The 13,956-nt window shown below is 62.2% G+C and carries 11 protein-coding genes; 1 reads left to right on the top strand and 10 read right to left on the bottom strand.

The window, feature by feature from the left end; translation table 11 throughout:
• Positions 1-282: 282 nt before the first annotated feature.
• From ACQRBR_RS08265 to ACQRBR_RS08235, 7 genes are all read right to left on the bottom strand, one after another.
• Complete coding sequence (locus ACQRBR_RS08265; protein WP_168934855.1) at positions 283-1,200, bottom strand: DUF2333 family protein; 918 nt, start codon at positions 1,198-1,200, stop codon at positions 283-285.
• 310 nt (positions 1,201-1,510) lie between these two features.
• Entirely contained in the window at positions 1,511-4,171 is a 2,661-nt protein-coding gene (locus ACQRBR_RS08260; protein ID WP_427812745.1) for a M16 family metallopeptidase, read from the bottom strand.
• 277 nt (positions 4,172-4,448) lie between these two features.
• Positions 4,449-5,171, bottom strand: a complete 723-nt coding sequence (locus ACQRBR_RS08255; protein ID WP_303878052.1) for an ABC transporter ATP-binding protein — start codon at positions 5,169-5,171, stop codon at positions 4,449-4,451.
• Between the two features lies 1 nt (position 5,172).
• On the bottom strand, positions 5,173-5,958 hold the full coding sequence (locus tag ACQRBR_RS08250) for an ABC transporter ATP-binding protein (protein ID WP_302261810.1): 786 nt from the start codon (positions 5,956-5,958) through the stop codon (positions 5,173-5,175).
• The gene (locus tag ACQRBR_RS08245; RefSeq protein WP_168934852.1) at positions 5,955-6,989 is read right to left on the bottom strand and encodes a branched-chain amino acid ABC transporter permease; all 1,035 of its coding nucleotides are present in this window, start codon (positions 6,987-6,989) and stop codon (positions 5,955-5,957) included. The genes ACQRBR_RS08250 and ACQRBR_RS08245 overlap by 4 nt, the downstream gene beginning before the upstream one ends.
• On the bottom strand, positions 6,989-7,882 hold the full coding sequence (locus ACQRBR_RS08240) for a branched-chain amino acid ABC transporter permease (protein ID WP_006004323.1): 894 nt from the start codon (positions 7,880-7,882) through the stop codon (positions 6,989-6,991). Before ACQRBR_RS08240 ends, ACQRBR_RS08245 begins: the two co-directional genes overlap by 1 nt.
• A gap of 95 nt (positions 7,883-7,977) precedes the next feature.
• Complete coding sequence (locus ACQRBR_RS08235) at positions 7,978-9,114, bottom strand: ABC transporter substrate-binding protein (protein ID WP_427812744.1); 1,137 nt, start codon at positions 9,112-9,114, stop codon at positions 7,978-7,980.
• Positions 9,115-9,572: 458 nt separating this feature from the next.
• On the opposite strand from ACQRBR_RS08235, the gene dsdC reads away from it, so the two are divergent.
• Entirely contained in the window at positions 9,573-10,568 is a 996-nt protein-coding gene (dsdC, locus tag ACQRBR_RS08230; protein WP_168934850.1) for a DNA-binding transcriptional regulator DsdC, read from the top strand.
• Positions 10,569-10,900: 332 nt separating this feature from the next.
• Here dsdC and ACQRBR_RS08225 read toward each other — a convergent pair whose 3' ends face one another.
• The 3 genes from ACQRBR_RS08225 to rplM form a co-directional block, all read right to left on the bottom strand.
• Entirely contained in the window at positions 10,901-12,652 is a 1,752-nt protein-coding gene (locus ACQRBR_RS08225) for a YcaO-like family protein (RefSeq protein WP_427812743.1), read from the bottom strand.
• Positions 12,653-12,942: 290 nt separating this feature from the next.
• A complete protein-coding gene (rpsI, locus tag ACQRBR_RS08220; protein WP_006004313.1) occupies positions 12,943-13,335 on the bottom strand; it encodes a 30S ribosomal protein S9 in 393 nt (130 codons plus the stop codon).
• A gap of 12 nt (positions 13,336-13,347) precedes the next feature.
• The gene (gene rplM / locus ACQRBR_RS08215; RefSeq protein ID WP_072331677.1) at positions 13,348-13,782 is read right to left on the bottom strand and encodes a 50S ribosomal protein L13; all 435 of its coding nucleotides are present in this window, start codon (positions 13,780-13,782) and stop codon (positions 13,348-13,350) included.
• Between the last annotated feature and the right edge of the window lie 174 nt (positions 13,783-13,956).

The following is a 13,956-nucleotide window of genomic DNA, read 5'->3' as shown; positions in this document are numbered from 1 at the left end:
GGAGCCCGGCCCGACCGGCCATGCCGATCGTCTCCGGCGGCCAGCCCGTGTACAGATCCGCAGACACCAAAAGCCCCGCCAGGGGAACTGACGAGGCTCCGGACCATGAAGAGGATCACGGGGAAAGGAACGGAATACTCTCTCCTACCTGCCGCAGGCCGGAGACGCACGAACGGCCGCATGACCACCGTCCCCATCCCCTCCGCAGCCCTGCCCATAAACACGAAAAGGCCGGAGCCCTTAGGGCTCCGGCCTTGCCGATGCATGTGAAAGGACATCCTGCTAGATGCGCAGGCTGTCGCGGATGTCTTCCAGACGGTTCTTGGTGAACATCAGGTAGGAGATGATGAGCTCACCGGAGTTGAACGACGACGTGATGTACATGGGATCATAGGTGCAGATGTCGTTCATGAACTGCATGGCGGCGGCCATGTTCTCGGCGTTGTTCTTCTGGGCGATCTCGGGATACAGGTCGTACAGGGCCTTCACAAAATCACGGATGACCAGCACCATGCCCTGCACTTCGTAGATGCGGTTGTCCAGGGTGTAGAAGGGGATGTCCTGGGCATCGGCCAGCAGGCCCAGGGCGTAGCCCAGCATGTTCTCGCCCACCACCGTGTTCAGGGCCGCGTACAGGTCGTCAGTACGGCAATTGTAGGTGCCCTTGCCGGTATCCAGGGACTTCTTGTATTCCTCCACCTGCTTCAGAGCCTTTTTGTAGGAGCCTTCCGCCGAGGGGAACATGAAGCTGCGCGGATCAACGGCAAAGCCGTTGAGGCGGGCCTGGTACAGGAACTCGCTTTCGCGGTCATTGGAGCCCAGCTTGGCGATCTGGGTGGAGTACAGGTCCATGAGCACGCGCGTGGCGTGGTAGACGCCGTACTGCCGATAGGCGCGGTTATCCAGCACGAAGCGGTTGAACACGATGTCGTTCATGGTCCAGCCGAAGGTGGAGCCCATCTCGCGACGCAGCTGATTGGTGACGGAATCCACCAGCAGCTTGCCCTTGTCGTTCTCGCTCAGGTTCGCCGTCTCGCCCACACTGTAGGCCTGGGGGAATTTCTTGGTATCGATGACGCCGTAGAAGGCCTGGCTGCCCCAGACCAGCACCAGCAGGCCCACAAAAAGGCATACCTGGATGCCCAGGGTCTTGGCCACCACACGGGCCTTGTCAAACACATGCATGTCCGTCAGTTTCATGTCATCCTCGCAGGATTGAAAATTTCATTTTTCGTATGACAGGATATATTTCCATAAAGTGGAAATATTCCCCAGACGCCCTTTCCACACCGGCGGCACCGGCGCATCAGTCGCCACACCCCTCTGGCCTAACAGCACAGGCGTCAGCCAGCCGTCAGGATGCTTTACTCAGAGATAAGCCCGCCCGGACGCCGGTCAAGATGGCGGGCCTGCCCGGCACGGCAAAAATGCCCTGCCGCAAGCAAAAGGGGAAGGGCCCCTGCCCTCGGCCGGAACCCTTCCCCTGTCATTGCATCCTGTCACCCTTGATCTAGGGAAGCAGGGTCACTTCATACATATTGTCCACCAGCAGATACTTGCGGGCGACCTCGCGCAGCTGTTCCGGCGTCACCTTGGCGGCCTTTTCCAGCAAACGCTTCTGGAAATCCTGGGGCTGGCCCAGCAAACGCTCGCTGGCGGCCTCGTCGGCCCGTGCGCCCAGGCTCTGGCGACCACGATAATAGCTGCCTTCCATGCGGTTCAGGCCCTTGGCCAGCAGGTCGGCGGGCAGCAAATCGGTCTTGATGTCCTTGATGATACCGCTGAAGCCCTGCCGGGCCACATCCAGATTGCGGGGCGTGGTCCCGATATAGAAGGCCATGAAACCGGCTTCGGGCAGGCTGCGGTAAAAGGCCGTCACCGTGTAGCCCAGGCCCTGCTCGTCACGCAGCTTGTTGAACAACAGGCCGCTCTGGCCGGAAAGCACCGATTCCAGCAGCATGAGCGCCGGAGCGTCGGGATGATCCAGCGGCACGGCATGGAAGGCAAGCAGCAGATGGGCCTGCTGGCGACCGGGCAGGGACAGGGACAGGCGCTTGTCGGCGCCCCAGGTCGGCTGGGGCACATCCACGGCAGGCGCGGTGGGCACGGGCAGGCTGCGGGCAAAAGCCAGCACCTTTTCCCGGTCGAAGTCCCCAGCCACGGAAAGGATCCACGGCTGGGCATTCTGCTGCTTCCAGAAGGACTGCACATCCCCGGGACCGAAGCGGTCCTGGTTCTCCGCCGTGCCCAGGCCGTCAAAGCCGTAAGGCTGACCGCCGGGGAAGAGGAAGCCGTTGATCTTGGAACCCATGAAGCTCATGGGATTGTCCTGACGGCGCACCAGGGCCGCCTTCAGCGTATCGGCCTGACGGCGCACGTCCTTTTCGGCAAAGGTGGGCTTGTGCAGCAGATCGCCCAGCAGGGCGAAGTAATCGGCATTGAAGCGGGCCGGGCCCGTCAGGGAAACGGTGAAGCTCTGCACGCCCGCCGAGGCACTGAGGGAGGCGGCACGTTCGGCCACGAAGCGTTCCATGGCGTCCAGGTCACGCGTGCCGCAACCGTCGGTCAGGGTAGCGGCCGTGAGCTGGGCCAGGCCCTGGTCGGCAGGCTTGAGCAGCGCATTGCCGCCGGGGCGCAGGATCTCCAGCGACACATAGGGGATGGTGCGGTCCGGCTGCAGGATCACGGTACGGCCCTGCCCCAGATCGACGATCTCGCGCTTGCCCACCTTTTCCGCGACAGCAGAAGCCTTTTGCCGCTCCACGGCAGGCGCGGGCCAGTTGCGCTGCAAAATGGCATCCAGATCGGGCAGCTTGGCCTTTTCGGGCGCCAGCACGCGCACGCGCACCTGATCGGGGCGCAGCCAGAGGTCCTGAGCCTGACGCAGGCGCGTGCTGTCCACAGCGGCCAGCGCATGACGCACATTGGCTTCACCCTGCGGCCCGCCCAGCTCGAACTGTACCGTGGCCTTCCACGAGGTCAGGCCGTCCAGGGTCTCGCTGGCGCGGTCCATGCCGTCCTCATAATTGAAGCGGGCCCGCTCGATGACGTCGGGCGTGATCTTGCCGGCGTCCAGCGCGGCCAGATCGCGGGTGAACTCCTGCCAGAAAGGCTCCACCTTGTCCGCATCCAGCTGGGCGACCATATAGAATAGGCCCGCACGGTTGAGGCTCATGTTGCCGACGCTGATGCTGTCCACCAGCTGCTTCTCGTAACGGTACTTGCGATAGAACTGCGAGGTACCGTCACCGCCCAGCGCATAGGCCAGCACGTCCAGGTCGATGGAGCGCTGGTCGCCTAGGGCGGGGGCAGGCAGGGCGATGCCCAGATAGACCTTGTTCCACGGCCCGCGCGTCACCTCGACACGGGGACCGCCTGCGGCGCCTTCCAGCTGCACGGGAGCGGGCTCGGGCAGGATGGTATCGTTTTTCAGGTCGCCGAACAGCTCTTCGGCGTGGGCCAGCACGGCCTTGGGATCAATGTCGCCGGCCACCAGCAGCATCATGTTCTGCGGCTGGTACCAGGTACGGATATAGGCCCGCAGGTCGTCCACGGTCACGGCCCGGATGGTCTTTTCAAAACCGATGATGGGGCGTCCGTAGACCGTGTGGGCCAGACCGGCCACCTGCAGGTCCTCGAACAGGCGGCGGGTAGGCGTGTCGTCACCGCCCTTGAGTTCGGAAACGATGACGTCCTTTTCCGCTTCCAGCTCGGCCGGGTCCAGCGAAGGATGGAAGGCCATGTCCTTGACCACGTCCATGCCCGTCTTCCAGTGCTTGGCGGGCATGTCGGTGATGTACCAGGTCTTGTCGAAACTGGTGGCCGCGTTGAGATAGCCGCCCAGGGATTCCACATCCCGGGCCACCTGCCCTTTGGGACGCTTCTCCGTGCCCTTGAAGACCATATGCTCCAGCACATGGCTGATGCCCGCCTGCTCGGCGGTCTCGTTGGCGGAACCCGTGCCTACGAACAGGCGCGTGCAGACCAGCGGGAAGCGGCTGTCCCGGATGATGTAGACCGTCAGGCCGTTCTTGAGGCGGACGAGCATGGTGTCGTTACCAGAGGTTGAAGGATTGGCCGGGGCGGCCTGCGGCGCGGCAGCGGCGAGCTGCGGCAAAAGCAGGATCCCCAGCAGAAGGATGAGCAATGCATGGCGGGAAATGCGCAGCATGGGTACTCCTTATGAAGGGTTGCGGACGTCTCCGGCCCCTCCGAAGACATCCGGGGAACAGCACGGACCGGTCCCCCTGCCTGACGGCAGCCGGTCCTGCATCCTCCGTTTTCGGACAGTAATGTCAGAAGGCCCGCCTGACAAGAGCCGAAGCCCCTGTGTGATGGCGGGCACGAAAGGACGACGGCCGGGACTGTCCTCCAGCCGCCATGTACAAAAAAAGGAGGGGCGTCCCTTGCGGAAACATCCCCTCCCCTGCATGTCGATGATGCCGAAACTAGCCGCCCAGATAGGCTTCCTTGACCTTGGGGTTCTCCAGCAGTTCCTGGCCGGTGCCCTCCAGCACCACGCGGCCCACTTCGAGGATGTAGGCGTAATGGGCCACGGAAAGGGCCGCGAACGCGTTCTGTTCCACCAGCAGCACGGTCATGCCGTCTTCGTTGATGCGGCGGATGATGTTGAAGATCTCCTTGACCAGCAGCGGGGCCAGACCCAACGACGGTTCGTCGAGCATGATCATGTCCGGGCGGCTCATGAGCGCGCGGCCCACGGCCAGCATCTGCTGTTCACCGCCCGAAAGCGTGCCGCCCTTCTGCCAGTGGCGTTCCTTCAAACGGGGGAACAGCGCATAGACACGCTCGATGTCCTCGTTGATGCCGTCCTTGTCGGTACGCGAATAAGCGCCCAGGCGCAGGTTCTCCACCACGGTCAGATGCGGCAGGATGCGACGGCCTTCCGGCGAAAGCGAGATGCCCCGCCGCACCATCTCCTCGGGCTTGAGGCCGATGAGGGAGACGGGCTGGTCGCCTTCCTTGCGGGTCAGCGAGATCTCGCCGCTGATATTTTTGTTCAGGCCGGCGATGGAACGGATGATACTGCTCTTGCCGGCGCCGTTGGCGCCCACCAGCGTGACGATGCTGCCGCGCTTGATGTCCAGGCTGACACCCTGCACGGCCTCGATGCCGCCGTAACGAACGTAAAGATCCCTGATTTTCAGCATACTACACCACGTCCTCGCCCAGATAGGCCCGGATGACCTCGGGATTGCTGCGAATGGCGTCCGGGTCGCCGTGTGCGATAAGCGCACCGTATTCCATCACCCAGATGTACTGGCACACGCCCATGACAACCTTCATGTCATGCTCGATAAGCAGGATGGTCAGGTCGAAGTGGTCACGGATGGCCTGGATGAAGTGCATGAGCTCGATACTTTCCTGCGGGTTCATGCCTGCGGCGGGTTCGTCCAGCAGGAGCAGGCGCGGTTCCGTGGCCAGGGCACGGGCGATCTCCAGGCGGCGCTGCGCCCCGTAAGGCAGGCTGCCCGCCTTCTCGTCCATGTATTCGGCCAAGTTCAGATGCTCCACCAGGTCGCGGGCCTTGTCCGTGATGGCCTTTTCTTCCTTGTAATACATGGGCAGACCCAGCGGCGCCATCCACCAGGGGCAGCGGCGGCGCACATGACAGCCCACCATCACGTTTTCCAGCACGCTCATGTGCGGCGAAAGACGGATGTTCTGGAAGGTTCGGGCCATGCCCATGCGGCAGATCTCGAACGGCTTGCGGCCGCGGATGCTCTTGCCCGCAAAGCGCACGTCACCTTCCTGCGGCGTATAGAAACCGCTCAGCACGTTGAACAGGGTGGTCTTGCCCGCACCGTTGGGACCGATGACGCCCACGATGCTGCCCTCGTCCACCTTCAGGGAAAGGTCGCTGACGGCCGTCACGCCGCCAAAGCGCATGGTCACGTTTTCAGCCGTCAGGATGGGCTGGACTTTGCTTGCACTCATGCCTTGCGCCTCCCCAGCGAAAAGATGGTTTTCCAGGTGATCTCACGGGTGCCCATGATGCCCTCACGCCGGAACAGGATGATGGCCAGCAGGATGAGCGAGAAGACCACCATGCGCATGCCGGGGATGCCCGGGATCTCGAACACGCCGAAGTCCATGGGCTCCTCGATGGCGCGCAGCCATTCCAGCAGGATGGTGACGATGGTGGCCCCCAGCAGGCTGCCGGTCAGCGAGCCCAGGCCGCCGGCCACCACGAACATCAGCACGTTGAAGGTCAGCAGGAAGTTGAACATCTTGGGGTCGATGGTGGACAGGTGGCTGCCCAGCAGCGCGCCGCCCACGCCCGCGAAGAAGGCCCCCACGCAGAAGGAGAGCACTTTGTAGCGGAACACGTTGATGCCCATGACGCCCGCGGCGATCTCGTTATCGCGTATGCAGCGCAATACGTTGCCGAAGTTGCTGAATATAAGCCGTGACAGCACCACCAGCGTGATGACTGTCCAGATGTAACAGGTCAGCAGGGTCGCCTCGCCGGGGATGCCCTTGATGCCCAGGGAACCATTAGTGATGGACGTGGCATTGACGATGACCACGCGGATGATCTCGGCGAAGCCCAGGGTGGCGATACCCAGGTAGTCGTCCCCCAGTCGCAGCACGGGCACTGCAATGATAAAGGCGAAGATCATGGCCACCAGGCCACCGGCGATGACCGCCACCCAGAAGGGCGTGTGCAGCACCGAGAAGGGCCAGATGATGGGATCCAGGATCCACATGATCTCTTTCTGTTCCGGCAGCAGGGTACACAGGGCGCCCACATAGGCGCCGATGGCCATGAAGCCGGCATGGCCCAGCGAGAAAAGGCCGGTGAATCCATAGATCAGGTTGAGCGACAGGGCCAGGATGGCGTTGATGAAGATCAGTTTGAGGATGTAGATCTGATAGTCGCCCATATAGGCCTCGGCCTGGGTCAGGGCCAGACCGAAGATGACGATAAGCGCGATGTTGAGCAGGGTCGTTTGATTGAAGCGCATTAGATCTTCTCCTCCATGCGCTCGCCCAGCAGGCCCGTGGGCTTGAACACAAGCACCAGCACCAGCAGGATGAAGGCGAAGGCATCACGGAAGCCCGAAAGCTCCGGCATGAAGGCCACGGTCATGATTTCCACAAAGCCCAGGGCCACACCGCCGATAACGGCGCCGGGGATGGAGCCGATACCGCCGAACACGGCCGCGATGAAGGCCTTGAGGCCGGGCATGATGCCCATGTAGGGGTGCACCTGCGGATAGCGCAGGGCCCACATGATGCCCGACGCGGCAGCCAGGGCGGAACCGATGAAGAAGGTGAAGGCGATGATGTTGTCCACCCGCACCCCCAGAAGACGCGTGGTCTCGATATCCTTGGAGATGGCGCGCATGGCCAGGCCGGGCTTGGTGTGGTGCACGATGTAGAGCAGGAGCGCCACCAGCACGATGGTCATGACCGGCACGAAGGCCGTAAGTTTGAGGATGCGCACATCACCGAACTGCCAGACCGAGAGCAGCCAGTCGGGCTGCAGCACGGGCCGGGGCTGGCCGGTGAAGACCACCACGGCCAGACTTTCGATAAAGAAGGAAACAGCGATGGCGCTGATGAGCGCCGAAATTCTGGGCGCGTCACGCAAGGGCCGGTAGGCCACGCGTTCCACCACCACACCCAGCACGCTGGCGCCGAGGATGGCGATGATGGCGGCCACACCCCAGGGCCAGCCATAGGCGAAAGTGCCGAAAAAGACGAAGTAAGCCCCGACCATCAAGATATCGCCGTGGGCAAAGTTGATCAGGCGCAGAATGCCGTAGACCATGGTATAGCCAATGGCGATCAGCGCGTAGAGCGAGCCTAGCGTCAAGGCGTTGAAACAGTGCTGCAAAAACATGTCAAGGGTCATGGGGCCACCTGGAAATAAGCTTTATCCCGCCCGAAGGGGCGCGAAGACGGAACGGCGGGGCCCGTCGGAGCCCCGCCGTGAACAGACGGATTCCCTTACTTGGGAGTGACTTCGGTCAGATAAACGCGCTTGCCGTCCTTGTACTCAATGATACCCACGGGCATTTCGGCGTCGTGGCTGGCATTGATGGTCAGGGTACCCAGCGGGGTCACCAGGTTCTTGGTCGCGGCCAGGGCCTTGGTGATGGCGGCGGGGTCGGCGGAGTTGGCGCGCTTGATGGCGTCAACGATCAGGAACAGGCAGTTGTAACCCAGGGCGCCGTTCACGTTGGTTTCCTTTTCAGGATAGGCCTTGTTCCAGGCTTCGGTGAACTTTTTGGCTTCGGCGCTCATGTTGGGCATCTTGGCATCGTAGGGGAAGGTGGTGTGCAGGAAGCCTTCCGCAGCCTTGCCGGCCAGCTTCACGGTGTCGGGGTTGTCCATGGCGTCAGCGCCCATCAGGCGGAAGGTGGCGCCCAGTTCGCGGGCCTGCTTCATGATGATGGCGCCTTCAGCGAAGTAAGCGGGCATGAAGACGATCTCGGGCTTTTTGGCGATCAGTTCGGTGAGCTGGGCAGTGAAGTCCTGGTCACCGGAGCTGTACTTGAGGTTGGCCACCACTTCGCCACCCAGCTTCTTGAAGGAGCGGGTGAAGAAGCTGGACAGGCCCACAGCGTAGTCGTTGGTCATGTCCATGAGCACGGCGGCCTTGCGCAGACCCAGGTTCTCATAGGCATAGGTGGCGGCAGCGGCACCCTGATAGGGGTCGATGAAGCAGGCGCGGAAGTAGTACTTCTTGCCCTGGGTCACCAGGGGGCTGGTGCAGGAGGTACCCACGCCGGGCACCTTGGCCTTTTCGGCCACTTCAGCACCGGCCATGGCCAGAGAGGAACCGTAGGTACCGATCAGGGCCACGACCTTGTCGCGTTCCACCAGGCGCTTGACGGCGTTGGCGGCTTCCACCTTGTCGGACTTGTTGTCCACCACAACCAGTTCAATGGGGCGGCCCAGCACTTCAGGCATGTCCTTCAGAGCCAGCTGCACACCTTCCAGCTCGAGCTGACCACCAAAGGCATTCTGACCGGTCAGAGGCAGGTACACGCCGATCTTGATGGGTTCAGCAGCCAGGGACTGGCCGGCCAGCCCCAGGGTCAGAGCCATCAGCGCCAAGCCAACGAATTTGCCCAGTTTCATAAATCATCTCCCAGGTCTTGGAGGGTGAAAGAGCTCGCCCCGGTGATCCTTTTCCAGGGCTATTCCTGTTGAGATACACCAAATCCCCCCATTGCGCAATTTGCCGGTTGAATTTGGCCATAAACCCCAAGCCGAAAAATCCCTGCGCATGGCCTCATGCAAAATGGTTCATCCGCAGTTGAAAAAATTTATCCTCTTTCACGTCAGGCGCCAAGGCCTTTTTTCGATAATTTGCGTTTTGATTTTTTATTATCTATAACATATTGTAATAATATATTTTTTTAAGAAAATACCCACAGCGTTCCATGGTTGAATAAATCTCATCTCTGCCCCGTATCCTCCTGCGCCGGCCGCCCTGTCCGTATTGACGAAAGCCCATGAAGAAAGGAATATCCCCTTCTCGACATATATCTGTCCGCATCCCCTGCCCTTGCGGGCGGGATCTCCAAGGAGACAATGTGACGCTTCCCGACAGCAAAAACCGTCAGCGTTCCCGCAGCATCGCCCGCGTCCTCAACGATGACGCCAGCCTCATCAACATCAAGACCTTCGCCATCGCGGCCCGTTACATGAGCTTCAAGGCCGCGGCCCGGCATCTTGGCCTGACCTCCGGCGCTGTCAGCCACCGTATCGCCCGCCTGGAAAAAGAGCTGGGCTTCCCGCTGTTCAACCGCCTGACCCGCGCCGTCTCCCTGACACCGGAGGGCGAGCGCCTGCGCGACGTCTACCTCAATGCTTTCCAGAAGATCTATGAGGAGATCACCCAGCTGCTGCAGGACGACTTCAGCTCCCTGACCATCTATGCCGCCCCCAGCCTGGCCTTGGCCTGGCTCATCCCCCAGCTGAGCGACTTCCAGCAGCGCTACCCCTCCATGCAGCTGCATGTACGTACCGGCAACGCTCCCATAGATTTCCACGGGGACTCCACGGTGGACGTGGCCCTGTATTATGCCGAGAGCCACGTCAGCGGCCTGACCTCGCGCAAGTTCATGGACGAGGCCACCCTGCCCGTCTGCTCCCCCGAGTACGCACAAAAGCACGACCTGATCGGCCATCCCGAGAACCTGCCCGCCTGCACCCTGCTCCATGACTCCGCCGCCTGGCATTATGCCGCCACCACGGCCGAATGGCAGGAATGGGCCGACAGGAACCATGTGGACATCTCCAACTGCCTGAACTTCGTCACCTTCGACCATACCTACGGGGCTTCCGTGGCCGCCAGCCACGGCCTGGGCGTGGCTCTGGGGCGCTGCAGCCTCATCGCTCCCCTGCTGGCGGAACAAAAACTGGTCACCCCCTTCCCCGACCTGCCGCCTACCACGGCGTTCCGCTCCTACTACGCCGCCTGGCCCCGTCATACCAATCCTTCCCCCAAGCTCCAGGGCTTCCTGGACTGGCTGGAAGAAAAAGGCCAGCAGAGCAATGCCGCTCTTGCCCGCCTGATGCACGCCTAGCAGGAAGAGACATTTGAGCGAGGGGGGAAAGGAGACCTTTTTGGAAAAAGGTCCTCCTTTCCCCCCTCGCGCTCCCCTCTTTCCTCCCAAAAACTTTTATCAGGCCACAAAAAAAGGACGCCAAGGCGTCCTTTTTTTATGGCTGCGGGATGGCCGCTGCCATCCGCTTCCCGCATTATTCAAAAATCGCATTTGGACCACGCGCCCCGGGGCGGACCATGTGTCCAGGATACGGTGCCTCCCCGTACGGCGGGTTTTGGGGAAGGAGGGGGCATGGGGGAGGAACCCACTTTTTGCCGCAAGCAAAAGGGGGCTCCTCCCTCTTCAGATTCCTACTTCTGCCAGCGGGCCGTGTAGCGGGCCAGAAGGCGCAGCGAGGGGCGGGAGAAGCGGTCGAAGTCGGCGGTGAGCTCCAGACCGGGGGCCAGGGCGCGCACCACAGGCATGTCCAGATCCTTGCGGGAGATGTCCACATACAGAGGCGTACGGCCCTGGGCGCACAGCGTCTTTTCCAGCAGCTTGCAGGAGGCTTCGGCCGACGGCAGACTGTAGTCGGGCAGATCTTCCAGCCAACGCACCGGCAGACCGCCCAGAGCGGGCCCCGTCGGTTCGCCATACGGATAGGGCCAGGGCACTTCGGTCAGGGCCGCCAGCGCGGCCCGGCTGCCGCACAGGTTGGCGCCCGTGGCCTGTGCCACCTCGCCGCGACGGCTCATGACGAAACAACGGTAGACCGGCACGCCCAGCTCCGTGGTGATGTCCTGGAACTGGATCTGGATGCCGCGGGCCGCGTAATCGTCCAGCAGGGCCTGCAAACGTTCGTCACGGCTCTTGAGCACGAAACAGCCCTCACGGCTGAAGGGCGTGGTGGCCTCGGCGTCACGCTCCACGATCTCCGTAAGCGCCGCCAGCCGGGCTTCGGCCTCAGTATTGCCGGAGGCCAGGCCCGTGGAACCGCCAGCCAGGAACAGGGACTGCTCGTCCAGATTGCAGAACAGGAAGACCGCCTGCGCGGGTACCAGCACGGCCTTGCCCTCAGGATCGCGGGCCTCCAGCCAGTACAGGGGCACATAGTCCTCGAAAGGCGTTTCCAGCGGCAGGGAGGACAGGGGCAGGAATTCCTTGCCCTGGGACCGCAGCTTGGCGCAGGAAGCATGGACCAGCGGCATGGGCTGGCGGCGGTTCGTCACCTCGAAGGTGTGCTCGCCGGTACGGGCCACGCTCACATAGCTGCTGGCCCGTTCCACGATCTCCATAGCATAGGAGGCCCGGGCCGCAGCCAGGGAAAGACCGCGCCCGTAGGCCGTGGCCTCGCCGCGCAGGCTGTGACGCATGCGACCGCAATCCACGGCCAGATCCACCTTCCAGGAACGCAGCAGCGCGATGGGGGACAGCGAAGCCTGATGACGCATCTCCTGCCCGGCCAGGACGTCGTTCTCCAGCAAAGCATTGACGGCCTGCTCGTAGGTCTCCTGTGCCGGACGGCGCTCAAGGCACGGCAGATCTTCCGCCTGCATGCGGGCGTGTTCCCGCTCCAGCATCCCGGCCCGGGCCCGCAGGCCCTCGCGGCAAACCTCCAATTCTTCCTCACTGTAGGGCAGCTCCAGCTCCAGTTCTTCCCAGTGCGGCAGCATGTGGTGCCGGGCGATGTTATCGGCAAAATGGGCGCTCCAGGCCTGCATGAGGCCAAAGTCCTTCCGGCTGGCAGCGCGCAGGTAGATCAGGGAAGAAGACAGCGTCAGCCGCTGCAGGGCATCCTCGGGGAAGCTGTCGCAGCAATGGGCCAGCTCGGGCACCAGCAGCGAGCACTCCAGCAGCAGGCCGGCAAGCCCCATGCGCCGGAAACTGTCAGTCTCGCGGTCGTACAGTTCATCGGCCAGATTTTTGATCTCCTCCGGCGAGCGGCGGCTCAGCTGGCGCAGGCAGTGCTGGCGCAAGAAATCATCAAAGGGCGTGGCCTCCAGACGGGCCAACGCCTGGGGCAGGGTCAGGGATGCGGGCGGCTGGCAGGAAAAATAGCCGGTCGTGGCCTGGGTCGTCTCGTGGGTATAGGCATAGGCGATGCCTTCGGGGATCACGGGCATGGCGTGGAAAACCTCATGGCAAAAAGATGGCGACAACATCCCGGGGCGTGCGGCCCAACGCCGGAGGCGCAACCGGCCCGTCATCCATCACCAAGACGGGCTGGGGGATGCCGATACGGCCCTGCAGGAAAACAGGGGCACGGACACAACGGCAGGAGACAGAGGCGGCAAGACTGTGAAGCAACGGACATGGCCGCCCCTCTCCCCGGGACAGGACGGGCGGAAGATAACAGAAAAGGGGTGAGCCAACAATGGCCCACCCCTTGAGGTTCCGTAATCCGGAGTGCGGATTAACGCTTCGAGTACTGGTAACGAGCGCGGGCAGCGCGCAGACCGTACTTTTTGCGTTCCTTCTTACGCGCATCGCGGGTCAGGAAGCCGGCCTTCTTCAGGATAGGACGAAGGGCGGGATCCACCAGCAGCAGGGCGCGGGAAATACCGTGACGCACGGCTTCGGCCTGACCGGCCACGCCGCCACCAGCCACGTTGACGCGCACGTCCAGCTTTTCAGCCAGCTTGGACAGCACGAGGGGCTGACGGATGATCATCTGCAGGGTCTTGCGGGGGAAGTAATCTTCAAAGGCACGACCGTTCACCGTGATGTTGCCGGAGCCAGCGTAGACGCGGGTGCGGGCAGTGGCGGTCTTGCGGCGGCCGGTGCCGTATTCGAATTTGTCGCTCATGACGTGCGCTCCTTAGTAAGGCAGGGTCAGCGGCTGCGGGTTCTGAGCCGTGTGCGGGTGTTCGGGACCCGCGTAAATCTTGAGCTTCTTCAGCATGGCGCGGCCCAGACGGTTCTTGGGCAGCATGCCACGCACAGCGGCCATGAGCACACGCTCGGGCTTGGAAGCCAGCATATCGCCCAGGGAGGTGGTCTTCAGACCGCCCACCCAACCGGAGTGGCGATAGTAGTTCTTGTGGGCCATCTTGGTGCCGGTCACCTTGATCTTTTCGCAGTTGACCACGACGATAAAGTCGCCGTTGTCCATGTGACGGGCAAATTCGGGCTTATGCTTGCCGCGCAGGCGGTGGGCGATCTGGCTGGCCAGACGACCCAGCACCTGATCCTGGGCGTCAACCACAAACCATTCGTGGTTGATGTCTTTCGGGGTGGGGCTGAACGTCTTCATCGGGATGAACTCCTCATCTACTTATCTCAGTAGCCATCAAGCGGCGGAAAATCCGTCTGCGACGTGCCGCCTAACGGGTGACGACAGTATCGCTCACAAAGAAAGCGCTCTTTATCGCAAAGTGCGCAACTTGTCAAGCATTCACGACGGAATGCCAAATTTGTGCCGTATTCC

Origin of the sequence: Desulfovibrio sp. SGI.133 (assembly GCF_050313955.1) — a bacterium.
GTDB lineage: Bacteria > Desulfobacterota > Desulfovibrionia > Desulfovibrionales > Desulfovibrionaceae > Desulfovibrio.
The sequence above is the reverse complement of the archived record's forward strand: the minus strand, read 5'-3'. Positions and strand labels throughout refer to the sequence as shown.